The organism is Shinella sp. H4-D48, from assembly GCF_022637395.1.
Taxonomy (GTDB): domain Bacteria; phylum Pseudomonadota; class Alphaproteobacteria; order Rhizobiales; family Rhizobiaceae; genus Shinella; species Shinella sedimenti.
Genome location: NZ_CP093337.1, coordinates 1,700,411 through 1,713,488 on the forward strand (window position 1 = coordinate 1,700,411; position 13,078 = coordinate 1,713,488).

At 63.0% G+C, this 13,078-nt stretch carries 14 protein-coding genes; 12 read left to right on the forward strand and 2 right to left on the reverse strand.

Going from position 1 to position 13,078, the window contains the following annotated elements; all coding sequences use genetic code 11:
* The 12 genes from kdsA (at position 1) to MNR02_RS08265 (ending at position 11,365) form a co-directional block, all read left to right on the forward strand.
* Positions 1–840: a 3-deoxy-8-phosphooctulonate synthase gene (gene kdsA / locus MNR02_RS08210; RefSeq protein ID WP_241595544.1), complete on the forward strand. Its 840-nt coding sequence runs from the start codon at positions 1–3 to the stop codon at positions 838–840.
* A gap of 127 nt (positions 841–967) precedes the next feature.
* Positions 968–2,242 carry a phosphopyruvate hydratase gene (gene eno / locus MNR02_RS08215; protein ID WP_241948773.1) on the forward strand — a complete coding sequence of 425 codons (1,275 nt, stop codon included), beginning with the start codon at positions 968–970 and terminating at the stop codon, positions 2,240–2,242.
* Positions 2,243–2,380: 138 nt separating this feature from the next.
* Positions 2,381–2,689 (forward strand): septum formation initiator family protein, encoded by a 309-nt coding sequence (locus MNR02_RS08220; RefSeq protein ID WP_160872407.1) that lies wholly within the window; start codon positions 2,381–2,383, stop codon positions 2,687–2,689.
* Positions 2,690–2,837: 148 nt separating this feature from the next.
* Positions 2,838–3,884 carry a pyruvate dehydrogenase (acetyl-transferring) E1 component subunit alpha gene (gene pdhA / locus MNR02_RS08225; protein WP_241595548.1) on the forward strand — a complete coding sequence of 349 codons (1,047 nt, stop codon included), beginning with the start codon at positions 2,838–2,840 and terminating at the stop codon, positions 3,882–3,884.
* A 16-nt stretch (positions 3,885–3,900) separates the two neighbouring features.
* The gene (locus MNR02_RS08230) at positions 3,901–5,295 is read left to right on the forward strand and encodes a pyruvate dehydrogenase complex E1 component subunit beta (protein WP_241948774.1); all 1,395 of its coding nucleotides are present in this window, start codon (positions 3,901–3,903) and stop codon (positions 5,293–5,295) included.
* A gap of 14 nt (positions 5,296–5,309) precedes the next feature.
* Positions 5,310–6,659 (forward strand): pyruvate dehydrogenase complex dihydrolipoamide acetyltransferase, encoded by a 1,350-nt coding sequence (locus MNR02_RS08235; RefSeq protein ID WP_241948775.1) that lies wholly within the window; start codon positions 5,310–5,312, stop codon positions 6,657–6,659.
* A gap of 16 nt (positions 6,660–6,675) precedes the next feature.
* Positions 6,676–7,317, forward strand: coding sequence for an SGNH/GDSL hydrolase family protein (locus MNR02_RS08240; RefSeq protein ID WP_241948776.1), 642 nt, complete (start codon positions 6,676–6,678; stop codon positions 7,315–7,317).
* A gap of 85 nt (positions 7,318–7,402) precedes the next feature.
* Complete coding sequence (locus MNR02_RS08245; protein ID WP_241948777.1) at positions 7,403–7,663, forward strand: YdcH family protein; 261 nt, start codon at positions 7,403–7,405, stop codon at positions 7,661–7,663.
* Positions 7,664–7,745: 82 nt separating this feature from the next.
* Positions 7,746–9,191 (forward strand): dihydrolipoyl dehydrogenase, encoded by a 1,446-nt coding sequence (lpdA, locus tag MNR02_RS08250; RefSeq protein ID WP_241948778.1) that lies wholly within the window; start codon positions 7,746–7,748, stop codon positions 9,189–9,191.
* Positions 9,192–9,280: 89 nt separating this feature from the next.
* The gene (gene lipA / locus MNR02_RS08255; RefSeq protein WP_241948779.1) at positions 9,281–10,258 is read left to right on the forward strand and encodes a lipoyl synthase; all 978 of its coding nucleotides are present in this window, start codon (positions 9,281–9,283) and stop codon (positions 10,256–10,258) included.
* 72 nt (positions 10,259–10,330) lie between these two features.
* Complete coding sequence (locus MNR02_RS08260) at positions 10,331–10,891, forward strand: AAA family ATPase (RefSeq protein ID WP_241948780.1); 561 nt, start codon at positions 10,331–10,333, stop codon at positions 10,889–10,891.
* Positions 10,892–10,900: 9 nt separating this feature from the next.
* Positions 10,901–11,365, forward strand: a complete 465-nt coding sequence (locus tag MNR02_RS08265) for a type II toxin-antitoxin system RatA family toxin (RefSeq protein WP_241595570.1) — start codon at positions 10,901–10,903, stop codon at positions 11,363–11,365.
* On the opposite strand, the gene MNR02_RS08270 is transcribed toward MNR02_RS08265, so the two are convergent.
* Positions 11,354–11,848 carry a CinA family protein gene (locus tag MNR02_RS08270; protein WP_241948845.1) on the reverse strand — a complete coding sequence of 165 codons (495 nt, stop codon included), beginning with the start codon at positions 11,846–11,848 and terminating at the stop codon, positions 11,354–11,356. The genes MNR02_RS08265 and MNR02_RS08270 overlap by 12 nt on opposite strands.
* 2 nt (positions 11,849–11,850) lie before the next feature.
* Positions 11,851–13,062 carry a bifunctional 2-C-methyl-D-erythritol 4-phosphate cytidylyltransferase/2-C-methyl-D-erythritol 2,4-cyclodiphosphate synthase gene (locus MNR02_RS08275; RefSeq protein WP_241948781.1) on the reverse strand — a complete coding sequence of 404 codons (1,212 nt, stop codon included), beginning with the start codon at positions 13,060–13,062 and terminating at the stop codon, positions 11,851–11,853.
* Positions 13,063–13,078 lie beyond the last annotated feature (16 nt).

The following is a 13,078-nucleotide window of genomic DNA, read 5'->3' on the forward strand; positions in this document are numbered from 1 at the left end:
ATGAAAACGAATTCCACCGTCGTCGTCGGCGAAGGCGCCAAAAAGGTTACCTTCGCGCAGGACAAGCGCTTCTCGCTGATTGCCGGCCCCTGCCAGATGGAAAGCCGCGACCACGCCTACATGATCGCCGGAACGCTCGTCGAACTGACCGACAAGCTGGGCATCGGTCTCGTCTACAAGTCGTCCTTCGACAAGGCCAACCGCACCTCGATTTCCGGCAAGCGCGGCATCGGGCTGGACAGCGCCATGGAAATCTTCGCCGACCTGAAGAAGGATTTCGGCTTTCCCGTACTGACCGACATTCACACGGAAGAGCAGTGTGCGGTTGTCGCCGAGACGGTCGATATCCTGCAGATCCCGGCTTTCCTGTCGCGCCAGACCGACCTTCTGGTCGCCGCCGCGAAGACAGGGCGCACGATCAATGTCAAGAAGGGCCAGTTTCTTGCACCCTGGGACATGAAGAACGTGCTCGCGAAGTTCACCGAGAGCGGCAATCCGAACGTGCTTCTGTGCGAGCGCGGTGCCTCCTTCGGCTACAACACGCTCGTTTCCGACATGCGCTCGCTGCCGATCATGGCCTCGCTTGGCGCGCCCGTCGTCTTTGACGCAACCCATTCGGTGCAGCAGCCGGGCGGGCAGGGCGGTTCCTCCGGCGGCCAGCGCGAATTCGTCGAGACCCTGGCGCGGGCAGCGCTTGCCGTCGGTGTCGCCGGCCTGTTCGTAGAGACGCATGAAGACCCCGACAACGCGCCGTCCGACGGCCCGAACATGGTTTACCTGAAGGACATGCCGCGGCTTCTTGAAAAGCTTCTGGCCTTCGACGACATCGCCAAGGCGTAAGCGCCATCAAACGGATGACACGAAGATGTGCCATCCGTTCTTCCGGCGCAGAGCGCCATTGTAATTTCCGCATGGTCGATTAAAAGTGGATTTTAATCGATTAATAAACCCGAACCAGGACGATATCATGACTGCTATCATCGACATCATCGGCCGCGAGATCCTCGACAGCCGCGGCAATCCCACCGTTGAAGTGGACGTCTATCTCGAGGATGGCAGTTTCGGCCGCGCCGCGGTCCCGTCGGGCGCCTCGACGGGCGCGCATGAAGCCGTCGAACTGCGCGACGGTGGCACCCGCTACCTCGGCAAGGGCGTGGAAAACGCCGTTGCTGCCGTGAACGGTGAAATCTTCGAAGCCATTGGCGGCCTCGACGCGGAAGACCAGATCGCCGTCGACCAGACGATGATCGAACTGGACGGCACGCCGAACAAGGCGCGCCTCGGCGCCAATGCCATCCTCGGCGTTTCGCTGGCCGTCGCCAAGGCTGCCGCCGAAGCCGCAAACCTGCCGCTTTACCGCTATGTCGGAGGCCCGAACGCCCGCATCCTGCCGGTGCCGATGATGAACATCATCAATGGCGGCGCGCATGCCGACAACCCGATCGACTTCCAGGAGTTCATGATCGTTCCCGTCGGCGCCGACAACATCCGCGATGCCGTGCGCATGGGCTCGGAAGTGTTCCACACGCTGAAGAAGCAGCTAGCCGCCGACGGCCACAACACCAATGTCGGTGACGAAGGCGGCTTTGCGCCGGGCCTCGCCTCGGCGCCCGCCGCGCTCGACTTCATCATGAAGTCGATCGAGAAGGCTGGCTACCGTCCGGGCGAAGACATGTATATCGCGCTCGACTGCGCCTCGACGGAATTCTTCAAGGACGGCAAGTACGTGCTGGAAGGCGAGGGCCGCACGCTCGAGCCCGGCGCCATGGCCGATTACCTTGCAGAACTGGCCGCCAAGTACCCGATCTTCTCGATCGAGGACGGCATGGCCGAAGACGACTGGGATGGCTGGAAGGCGCTGACCGACAAGATCGGCAAGTCGGTGCAGCTCGTCGGCGACGACCTGTTCGTCACCAACTCGGCCCGCCTGCGCGACGGCATCAAGATGGGCGTCGCCAACTCGATCCTCGTCAAGGTCAACCAGATCGGTTCGCTCTCCGAAACGCTCGACGCCGTCGAGACCGCACACAAGGCGAGCTATACGGCCGTCATGTCGCACCGCTCGGGCGAGACGGAAGATTCCACCATCGCCGATCTCGCGGTCGCCACCAACTGCGGCCAGATCAAGACCGGCTCGCTGGCCCGCTCCGACCGTACCGCCAAGTACAACCAGCTCATCCGCATCGAGGAGCAGCTGGGTGCGGCGGCGAAATATGCCGGCCGCGGCATCCTGCGCGGCTGAGCCGGGAAAGACAGTTTTCCAGAATAATGAAACCCGCATCGCAAGATGCGGGTTTTTTCTTGGCCCATCGGTCATGGTCAATGGTCGGTTAACCGCTTCCCGATAGTGTCTGGCTGTACTGCGTATCGGGGCACCTGCATGTGGACCAAGCATCATAAGAAGCGGAAATTCGGCCGGCTGGCTCTGCCGGTGATTACGGTCGCTTTCCTTTCCTATTTCGGTTATCATTCCGTCCATGGCGACTTCGGTCTGCGCGGAATGGAGGATTTCGAGCGGCAACGAATGGAACGGCAGGCGCGTCTGGACGTGCTCGTGCGGCAGCGCCAGATCCTGGAAAAAGAAGTGGCCCTGATGAGCGACGGCTCGCTCGAGCGCGACATGCTCGACGAGAAGGCGCGCTCCTACCTCAACATGTCGCGTGCCGACGAGATCGTGATTTTCCACTGAGAAATGCGATTAACCGAAATCTGGTTAATCGTAAATATTGCTTACTTGTCAGTAGCTTGTAAGGAATATAAGCCATGCAATTATGGCATTGCTGACGCGGCCTTTCTCCCCTATGTTTTCGGCAAAAGGCAAACATAGGGAGGATCGAATGGCTCCGCGTAAGACCGCGTCCACGTCCAGCCGCAAAACGACGGCAAAGCCTGCACGGAACGACTCAATTGGTTCCAACAGTCTGACATTCACCAAGGAAGAAGAGCTTCACGCCTATCGCGAGATGCTCATGATCCGTCGCTTCGAGGAAAAGGCCGGCCAGCTTTACGGCATGGGCGTCATCGGCGGCTTCTGTCATCTCTATATCGGTCAGGAAGCGGTCGTCGTCGGAATGCAGATGGCCCAGAAGGATGGCGATCAGGTCATCACCTCCTACCGCGATCACGGCCACATGATCGCGCTCGGCATGAGCGCGCGCGGCGTCATGGCCGAGCTGACTGGCCGTCGCGGCGGCCTGTCGAAGGGCAAGGGCGGCTCGATGCACATGTTCTCCAAGGAGAAGGGCTTCTACGGCGGCCACGGCATCGTCGGCGGCCAGGTGTCGCTCGGCACGGGTCTCGCCTTCGCCAACAAGTATCGCGGCAACGACCAGGTGTCGGTCACCTATTTCGGTGACGGCGCGGCCAACCAGGGCCAGGTCTACGAGAGCTTCAACATGGCCGCGCTCTGGAAGCTGCCGGTCGTCTACATCATCGAAAACAACCGCTATGCGATGGGCACTTCGACGGTGCGCTCCACCGCGCAGTCGAATTTCTCCAAGCGCGGCGAAGGCTTCGGCATTCCCGGCGTGCAGGTCGACGGCATGGATGTGCGCGCGGTCAAGGCCGCAGCCGACGAGGCCATCGCCCATTGCCGCGCCGGCAAGGGCCCCTACATCCTTGAAATGCTGACCTATCGCTATCGCGGTCACTCCATGTCGGACCCGGCGAAGTATCGCTCCAAGGACGAAGTGCAGAAGATGCGCTCCGAGCACGACCCGCTGGAGCAGGTGAAGGCCCGTCTTCTCGAGCAGGGCTGGGCAAGCGAGGACGATCTGAAGCAGATCGACAAGGACGTCCGCGACATCGTCGCCGACAGCGCCGAATTCGCCCAGAACGATGCAGAGCCGGATGTATCCGAGCTCTACACCGACATTCTGCTTTGATCCGGGGGAGACTTATATGCCCGTAGATATTCTTATGCCCGCGCTCTCTCCGACGATGGAAGAGGGTACGCTTTCCAAGTGGATCAAGAACGAAGGCGACACCGTGAAGTCCGGTGACGTGATCGCCGAGATCGAGACCGACAAGGCGACGATGGAAGTCGAAGCCGTCGACGAGGGCGTGATCGGCAAGATCGTCGTTCCGGCCGGCTCGGAAGGCGTCAAGGTCAACTCCGTCATCGCCGTTCTGCTGCAGGATGGCGAAAGCGCCGATGCGATGTCCGCGCCCAAGGCGGCCGACAAGCCGGAAGCGGCCGCACCGAAGGTCGAGGAAGCCGAGAAGCCAACGGAACAGGGTTCCGCCTCCGCGCCGGTCCCGGCCGCACCGAAGACGGAAGTGGCTGCCGATCCCGATGTCCCTGAAGGCACCGAGATGGTGAGCATGACGGTGCGTGAAGCGCTGCGTGACGCCATGGCGGAAGAAATGCGCCGCGATGGAGACGTTTTCATCATGGGTGAGGAAGTCGCCGAATATCAGGGCGCCTACAAGATCACCCAGGGCCTTCTGCAGGAATTCGGCGACAAGCGCGTGATCGACACGCCCATTACCGAGCACGGCTTTACCGGCATCGGCGTCGGCGCGGCCATGTCCGGCCTTAAGCCCATCGTCGAGTTCATGACGTTCAACTTCGCCATGCAGGCGATCGACCATATCGTCAACTCGGCCGCCAAGACGCTTTACATGTCCGGCGGCCAGATGGGCGCGCCGATCGTCTTCCGCGGCCCGAGCGGCGCTGCGGCGCGCGTTGGCGCCCAGCACTCGCAGTGCTACGCGGCGTGGTACAGCCATATTCCGGGCCTCAAGGTCGTCATGCCCTATACGGCAGCCGACGCGAAGGGCCTGCTGAAAGCGGCGATCCGCGATCCGAACCCGGTCATCTTCCTCGAGAACGAGATCTTGTACGGCCACAGCTTCGAGGTTCCCAAGCTCGACGATTTCGTGCTGCCGATCGGCAAGGCGCGCATCCACCGCCAGGGCAAGGATGTGACGCTGGTGTCCTTCGGCATCGGCATGACCTATGCGGTCAAGGCCGTGGCGGAACTGGAGAAGCAGGGCATCGACGTCGAGCTGATCGACCTCAGGACCATTCGTCCGATGGACCTGCCGACCGTCATCGAATCGGTCAAGAAGACCGGCCGCCTCGTGACTGTCGAGGAAGGTTTCCCGCAGTCGTCGGTCGGCGATTACATCGCCAACCGCATCCAGCGCGAAGCCTTCGACTATCTCGATGCGCCTGTCGTCACGATTGCCGGCAAGGACGTTCCCATGCCCTACGCCGCCAATCTCGAAAAGCTGGCGCTGCCGAATGTGGGTGAAGTCGTCGAGGCGGTGAAGGCCGTCTGCTACAAGTAACGGGAGGGCGCGAAATGCCGATCAACATTACGATGCCCGCCCTTTCCCCCACCATGGAAGAGGGCAACCTCGCCAAGTGGCTGGTGAAGGAAGGCGACACCGTGAAATCCGGTGACGTGATCGCCGAGATCGAGACCGATAAGGCGACGATGGAGGTCGAAGCCGTCGACGAGGGCGTTGTCGCCAAGATCGTCGTGGCGGCCGGTACGGAAGGCGTGAAGGTCAACAGCCTGATCGCCATTCTCGCCGCTGATGGCGAGGATGTTGCGGCTGCCGCCGCCGGCTCCGCCCCGAAGGCAGACGCCAAGCCGGCCGAAAGCAAGCCTTCCGAAGCGAAGGCTGAGGCGCCGAAGGAAGCCGAAAAGCCGGCTGCCGCCGCGGCCGCTCCGGCACCTGCTGCCACCGCATCGGCTGGTCCAGTACCTGCCCGCGACGGCAACCGCGTGTTTTCATCGCCGCTGGCCCGCCGTATCGCCAAGGAAGCCGGTATCGACATTTCCGCCGTTTCCGGTTCCGGGCCACATGGCCGTGTCGTCAAAAGCGACGTCGAAAAGGCCGTTGCGACCGGTGGTGCGAAGCCTGCGGCCGCTGCACCGGCTGCCGCCGCGTCCGCTGCGCCCAAGGGCATGTCCGACGATGCCGTGCTCAAGCTCTTCGACGAAGGCTCCTACGAGCTTGTGCAGCATGACGGCATGCGCAAGACCATCGCCAAGCGCCTGCAGGAATCCAAGCAGACGATTCCGCATTTCTATGTCTCCGTCGATGTCGAGCTCGACGCGCTTCTGGCGCTGCGTGCGCAGATCAACGACAGCGCGCCGCGCAAGGACGACCGTCCGGCCTACAAGCTCTCGGTCAACGACATGGTGATCAAGGCTCTGGCGCTCGCGCTGCGTGATGTGCCGGATGCCAACGTTTCCTGGACGGAAACGAACATGGTCAAGCACAAGCACGCGGATGTCGGCGTCGCCGTTTCCATCCCGGGCGGGCTGATCACGCCGATCATCCGCAAGGCGGAAACCAAGAGCCTGTCGACCATCTCCAACGAGATGAAGGACCTCGGCAAGCGCGCCAAGGAACGCAAGCTGAAGCCCGAGGAGTACCAGGGCGGCACGACTGCGGTCTCCAACATGGGTATGATGGGCGTCAAGAACTTCGCCGCCGTCGTCAACCCGCCGCATGCGACGATCCTTGCGGTCGGCGCAGGCGAGGAGCGCGTGGTGGTGAAGAACAAGCAGATGGTCATCGTCAATGCGATGACGGTCACGCTTTCCACCGATCATCGCTGCGTGGACGGCGCGCTCGGCGCCGAACTGCTCGGTGCCTTCAAGCGCTATATCGAGAACCCGATGGGGATGCTCGTCTGACAAGCGGGGTGCGGCCATGAAGACGGTTCTCTGCTACGGCGACAGCCTGACCTGGGGTTACAACGCGGAAACGCTCGACCGGCATGCCTTCGGGGATCGCTGGCCGAGCGTGCTAGCCAAGGCGCTGGGGCCCGATGTCAACGTGATCGCGGAGGGTCTCAACGGCCGCACCACCGCCTATGACGATCATCTGGCGGATTGCGATCGCAACGGCGCGCGCATCCTGCCGACCATCCTGCACAGTCACGACCCGATCGACCTCGTCATCCTGTTCCTCGGCGCCAACGACATGAAGCCGGCGATCTGCGGCACGGCCTTCGGCGCCGTGCAGGGCATGGAGCGGCTGGTGGAGCTGGTGCGGCATCACGCCTGGTCCTTCGAGACCGACGAGGGGCCGGATGTGCTGATCGTTTCGCCGCCGCCGCTCTGCGAGACAGCGAACACCGCGTTTGCGGCGATGTTCGCCGGCGGGGTCGAGCAATCGGCCATGCTGGCGACGCTTTATGCAGACCTCGCCGACGAGCGTGGCTGCGGTTTCTTCGATGCGGGCTCTGTCGCCGAAACGACACCGCTCGACGGCGTGCATCTCGATGCCGAAAACACCCGGGCGATCGGCAAAGGCCTCGAGCCGGTCGTGCGTATGATGCTCGGGCTTTGACAGTATCGCGGCGGGTTTGACAGGGATCAAGGAGTGAAGGGGCGGGCAGGCTAGGCTGACACCATCAACCGAAAAGGAGATGGACATGTCGAACACCCCGCACCAGCTTGCAGAGGAATTTCCGGAGCATCTGGCCAAGATTCGCCACCTGCGCGAGGTCGACGGTCACTTTCACCGGATCTGCGAAGACTATCAGGCGGTGAATCTCGCCATTCATCGCGCAGAAACGGATATCGAGCCCGTCGCCGACCTCAGCATGATCGACATGCGCAAGGAGCGGATGCGGCTCAAGGATGAAATCTACGGGATGCTGACGCGGCCGGAAAAGGTGGCGGACAATCCCTGAGGAGCGGTTGCTTCCGCTTCTCGTCATGCCGCAGCGGAAAAACCGCGCGGCGCAGAAGAACAACAGAGGAGTGGAAGCGCTCATGTCGAATGCTTACGACGTCATCGTTATCGGGTCGGGTCCGGGTGGCTACATTGCCGCTATCCGTGCCGCCCAGCTCGGCCTGAAGACGGCCATCGTGGAGCGCGAGCATCTCGCCGGCATCTGCTCCAACTGGGGCTGCATCCCGACCAAGGCGCTGCTGCGCTCTGCCGAAATTTTCCACTATGCCCAGCATCCGGGTGACTATGGCGTGAAGATCGAGGGTACGGTGACGCCGGACCTTCCGGCCATCGTCGCGCGCTCGCGCGGCATCGCCCAGCGCATGAATGGCGGCGTCGGCTTCCTGATGAAGAAGAACAAGGTCGACATCATCTGGGGCGAGGCCAAGCTCACCAAGCCGGGCGAGATCGTGGTGTCCACGACGACCAAGGCGATCCAGCAGCCGCAGGCGCCTGTGCCGAAGAACGTGCTGCCCGAAGGCACCTATACCGCCAAGCACATCGTCATCGCCACCGGTGCACGCCCGCGCGCGCTGCCCGGCATCGAGCCGGACGGCAAGCTGATCTGGACGTACTTTGAAGCAATGAAGCCTGCGGAAATGCCCAAGTCGCTGCTCGTCATGGGCTCGGGCGCCATCGGCATCGAATTCGCCTCCTTCTATCGCACGCTCGGCGTCGATGTGACTGTTGTCGAGGTAATGAAGACGGTGATGCCGGTCGAGGACGCGGAAATCTCCGCGCTCGCCAAGAAGCAGTTCGAAAAGCAGGGCATGAAGATCCATCTGGAGGCCAAGGTCGCCAAGGTGGAGAAGGGTGCTAATTCGATCACCGCGCATGTCGAGATGAAGGACGGCAAGGTCGAGAAGATCACCGCCGACCGCATGATCTCCGCCGTCGGCGTGCAGGCCAATATCGAGAATATCGGTCTTGAGGCGCTGGGCGTGAAGACCGACCGCGGCTTCATCGCAATCGATGGCTACGGCAAGACCAACGTGCCCGGCATCTACGCCATCGGCGACGTGGCCGGCCCGCCGATGCTCGCCCACAAGGCGGAGCACGAGGCCGTCATCTGCATCGAGAAGATCGCCGGCCTGCCGAACGTCCACCCCATGGACAAGGCCAAGATCCCGGGCTGCACCTATTGCCACCCGCAGGTGGCCTCCGTCGGTCTGACGGAAGCGAAAGCCAAGGAACAGGGCCGCGACATCCGCGTCGGTCGGTTCCCCTTCGTCGCCAACGGCAAGGCCATTGCGCTGGGTGAAGACCAGGGTCTCGTCAAGACGATCTTCGACAAGAAGACCGGCGAACTCCTGGGCGCCCATCTCGTCGGTGCGGAAGTGACGGAACTGATCCAGGGCTTCGTCATCGCCATGAACCTCGAAACGACCGAGGAAGAGTTGATGCACACCATCTTCCCGCACCCGACGATTTCCGAAACTTTGAAGGAAAGCGTTCTGGATGCCTATGGGCGTGCGCTGAACGCTTGAACGTGCTAAAGCCCGCCTCCACATGAGGCGGGCTCACCTTTTCGAGCTCAAGGGCAGGCACGGACGCCGGCCAGGAAAGTGGAAAAGACATGGTCACCATTCTCGACCGCACCAATCTCGATCCGAACGCGCCGCGCGTGCGCCATCCGGAAAAGGCTCACAAGCCGGATACGGAAGTGCTGCGCAAGCCGGAATGGATCCGCGTCAAGGCGCCGGTCTCCAAGGGCTACCAGGAGACGCGCGAGCTGGTGCGCTCCCACAAGCTGGTGACGGTGTGCGAGGAAGCCGGCTGCCCGAATATCGGCGAGTGCTGGGACAAGAAACACGCCACCTTCATGATCATGGGCGAGATCTGCACCCGCGCCTGCGCCTTCTGCAATGTCGCGACCGGCAAGCCGAACGCGCTCGACATGGCCGAGCCGGAGAATGTCGCCAAGGCCGTGCGCCAGATGGGGCTTTCCCACGTCGTCATCACCTCGGTCGACCGCGATGATCTGGACGACGGTGGCGCCGAGCATTTCGAGAAGGTGATCTGGGCCATTCGCGCGGCTTCCCCCGCAACGACCATCGAGATCCTCACCCCCGACTTTCTCAAGAAGCCGGGCGCGCTGGAGCGTGTCGTCGCTGCCAAGCCCGATGTGTTCAACCACAATATGGAGACCGTGCCGGGCAACTATCTGACGGTGCGTCCGGGCGCGCGCTACTTCCACTCCGTGCGGCTTTTGCAGCGCGTGAAGGAGCTGGACCCGACCATGTTCACCAAGTCGGGCATCATGGTGGGGCTCGGCGAGGAGCGCAACGAAGTGCTCCAGCTGATGGACGACCTGCGCACGGCCGATGTCGACTTCCTGACCATCGGGCAGTATCTCCAGCCGACCCGCAAGCATCATGCCGTCATGAGTTTCGTAACGCCCGACGAGTTCAAGTCCTATGAGACGGTAGCCTATTCCAAGGGCTTCCTGATGGTCTCCTCGAGCCCGCTGACGCGCTCCTCGCACCATGCCGGAGACGATTTCGCCCGCCTGCGCGCCGCGCGGGAGAAGAAGCTGCTGGCCGCAGCCGAATAGACTTTTCCGCCTCCATGCTTTAAGCCCCGCCGTCCTGCTCGACGGCGGGGTTTTTGGTTTCAGGAGGCTGAGATGACGATTGCGCTGGAAGAGGCGGCCGGACGGCTGAAAACCGCGGAGCGCGTGCTGGTCATCGGCTGCTCGGGCAGCGGCAAGAGCACGCTGGCGCGGCAGCTTTCGGATCATCTTTCGCTGCCGCATATTCCCATGGACCGGGAAATCTTCTGGATGCCCGGCTGGCAGCAGCGGCCGCGGGCCGAAGCGCTGGACAGGCTCAAGGCGTTCGTGGCGAAGGAGCGCTGGATCATGGACGGCACCAGCCCCGGTACGCTGCCGCTGCGGCTGCCGCGCACGCAGCTCGTTCTTTGGTTGCGTCCGCCGCGGCTCGTTTCGCTCTACGGCGTGATCTCGCGCTGGCTACGCTACCGCGGTCGGTCGCGGCCCGAGATGGCCGACGGTTGCCCCGAGCGGATCGATGCGGATTTCCTTCGCTACATCTGGAATTTCGAGAAGACCGAGAGCCCGGAGATCGAAGAGAACCTTGCGGCTTATGGCCGCGACGTGCCTGTTTGCGTGTTGAAATCGCGGCGCGAGAATGACCGCCTACTTGCAAGAGTTCGCGGGGTTCATTAGCTCTCGGCCATGCCTCAGTTCGAAACCCGTCGCCCGGTTCCTCACACGCCTGAAGAGATGTATGCGCTCGTCGCCGATGTCGAGCGCTATCCGGAATTCCTGCCGCTTTGCGAAGCCCTTTCGGTGCGCTCGCGCAAGGAGCGCGACGGCAAGGAACTGCTCGTGGCGGACATGACGGTAGGCTACAAGGCGATCCGCGAGACGTTCACCACACAGGTGCTGCTGAATGCGGCCGAACGGGCGATCGACGTCAAATATATCGACGGGCCGTTCCGCTATCTCGACAACCGCTGGCGCTTCGATGCACTGCCGGAAGGCGGCTGCTCGGTGCATTTCTACATCGACTACGAGTTCAAAAGTCGCATTCTCGGCGCGCTGATGGGCTCGATGTTCGACCGGGCCTTCCGCATGTTCACGGACGCCTTCGAAAAACGCGCCGCGACCATCTATGGCGGCGCCTCCTCAGTCGGCTGAGATTTCCACCAGCATTTCGAGTGCGGTGCGCACCGTGGCGAGCCTGACGGCGCTGCGGCCGATATCGCCGTAACGCATCTCGCGGTGCAGCGTCTTGCGGCCGGTGCGGGCGGCGGCGAGATGCACAAGGCCGACGGGTTTTTCATCCGAGCCGCCGCCCGGGCCGGCTATGCCCGTCACGGCGACCGAGATGTTGGCGCCGGAATTGCCGATGGCGCCTTCGGCCATCTCCAGCGCCGTCTCGCGCGACACCGCGCCATGCGCCTTGAGCGTGGCGTTGGCGACGCCGATCATCTCGCGCTTGGCTTCATTCGAATAGGTGACGAAGCCGCGGTCGAAGACCGTGGAGGAGCCCGCGATCTCGGTGATGGCGCCGGCGATCAGGCCGGCGGTGCAGGATTCGGCCGTGGCGATGAGCAGGTTCTTCGGCCCGAAATCCGCGACGATGGCGCGGGCGGCGTCTTCGATGTCCTGAGGCCAGATTCTCATGCTTCGCTTCCACTGTAGACGACCGTTGCGGTGGCGATGGCGGCGATGCCCTCGCGGCGGCCGATGAAGCCGATCTTTTCGTTGGTCGTCGCCTTCACCGAGCAGCGCTCCAGGGAAATGCCGAGGAATTCCGAGAGATTGCGGCGCATCGCATCGCGATGGGGGCCGACCTTGGGCGCTTCGGCGATCAGCGAGACATCGGCATTCATGATGGTGCCGCCGGCCTTGCGCACGATTTCAGCGGCGTGTTCGAGGAAGATGCGCGAGGCAGCTCCCTTCCACTGCGGATCCGATGGCGGGAAATGATCGCCGATATCGCCGGCGCCGCAGGTGGCGAGCAGGGCGTCGGTCAGCGCGTGCAGCGCGACGTCGGCATCGGAATGGCCCGACAGCGTCTGGTCGTGCGGGATGAACAGGCCGCACAGCGTCACGCCGTCGCCCTCGACGAGCTGGTGCACGTCGTAGCCGTTTCCGGTGCGCACGTCCGGTAGAGCGTGTGAAAGGCGCTGGTCGGCCATGGCGATATCCTTCTGCAATGTAAGCTTGACGTTACCGGCGCTGCCTTCGACGAGGTGCACCCGGACCCCGGCCCATTCGGCAATCGAGGCATCGTCGGTGAAATCGGTGCGTCCCGATGCGGCCGCGCGGCGATGCGCCTCCAGGATCGTTTCGAAATGGAAGGACTGCGGTGTCTGGGCGGCAAACAGGCCCGAGCGGGAGACCGTCTCGGCGACATTGCCGTTAGCATCGGCCCGCTTCAACGTGTCGGCGACCGCGACGGCGGGCAGAACGGCGCGCGCGCCATGGCTGAAGGCGGTGAGCGTGCGGTCCAGGATGGCGGGCTCGACGAAGGGGCGCACGGCATCCTGGATGAGAACATGGCTGACGGCGTGGTCTGCCAGGACATCAAGCCCGGCCAACACCGACTGCTGGCGCGTGGCGCCGCCGTGAACAACACTCAGCCGGCTGCCGGCCGGCGATGCCGCCGCGCGCGCCATCTCGAAGAGTGCTGCGTCATCGGGATGTATCACGACCACTATATGCTTGGCGGGCTGCCAATTGACAAACAGATCGAGCGTGTGGGAGATCACCGGCCTTCCGCCGATGCGACGGTACTGCTTGGGGCCTTCGGCATGGCTGCCGGCCCGCTCGCCGCGACCGGCGGCAACGATCACCACACCGCAGGATAGGGTATTTTCCGCCTGCATTCGGCTCCTTGCCTCC

Excerpts from the sequence above, each read along its gene's own strand:
- MNR02_RS08235 (WP_241948775.1), top strand. The coding sequence starts at position 5,310 with ATGCCGATCAACATTACGATGCCCGCCCTTTCCCCCACCATGGAAGAG.
- MNR02_RS08260 (WP_241948780.1), top strand. The coding sequence starts at position 10,331 with ATGACGATTGCGCTGGAAGAGGCGGCCGGACGGCTGAAAACCGCGGAG.
- lpdA (WP_241948778.1), top strand. The coding sequence starts at position 7,746 with ATGTCGAATGCTTACGACGTCATCGTTATCGGGTCGGGTCCGGGTGGC.
- lipA (WP_241948779.1), top strand. The coding sequence starts at position 9,281 with ATGGTCACCATTCTCGACCGCACCAATCTCGATCCGAACGCGCCGCGC.
- MNR02_RS08240 (WP_241948776.1), top strand. The coding sequence starts at position 6,676 with ATGAAGACGGTTCTCTGCTACGGCGACAGCCTGACCTGGGGTTACAAC.
- MNR02_RS08265 (WP_241595570.1), top strand. The coding sequence starts at position 10,901 with ATGCCTCAGTTCGAAACCCGTCGCCCGGTTCCTCACACGCCTGAAGAG.
- MNR02_RS08275 (WP_241948781.1), bottom strand. The coding sequence starts at position 13,062 with ATGCAGGCGGAAAATACCCTATCCTGCGGTGTGGTGATCGTTGCCGCC.
- kdsA (WP_241595544.1), top strand. The coding sequence starts at position 1 with ATGAAAACGAATTCCACCGTCGTCGTCGGCGAAGGCGCCAAAAAGGTT.
- MNR02_RS08245 (WP_241948777.1), top strand. The coding sequence starts at position 7,403 with ATGTCGAACACCCCGCACCAGCTTGCAGAGGAATTTCCGGAGCATCTG.
- MNR02_RS08220 (WP_160872407.1), top strand. The coding sequence starts at position 2,381 with ATGTGGACCAAGCATCATAAGAAGCGGAAATTCGGCCGGCTGGCTCTG.
- MNR02_RS08230 (WP_241948774.1), top strand. The coding sequence starts at position 3,901 with ATGCCCGTAGATATTCTTATGCCCGCGCTCTCTCCGACGATGGAAGAG.
- eno (WP_241948773.1), top strand. The coding sequence starts at position 968 with ATGACTGCTATCATCGACATCATCGGCCGCGAGATCCTCGACAGCCGC.
- pdhA (WP_241595548.1), top strand. The coding sequence starts at position 2,838 with ATGGCTCCGCGTAAGACCGCGTCCACGTCCAGCCGCAAAACGACGGCA.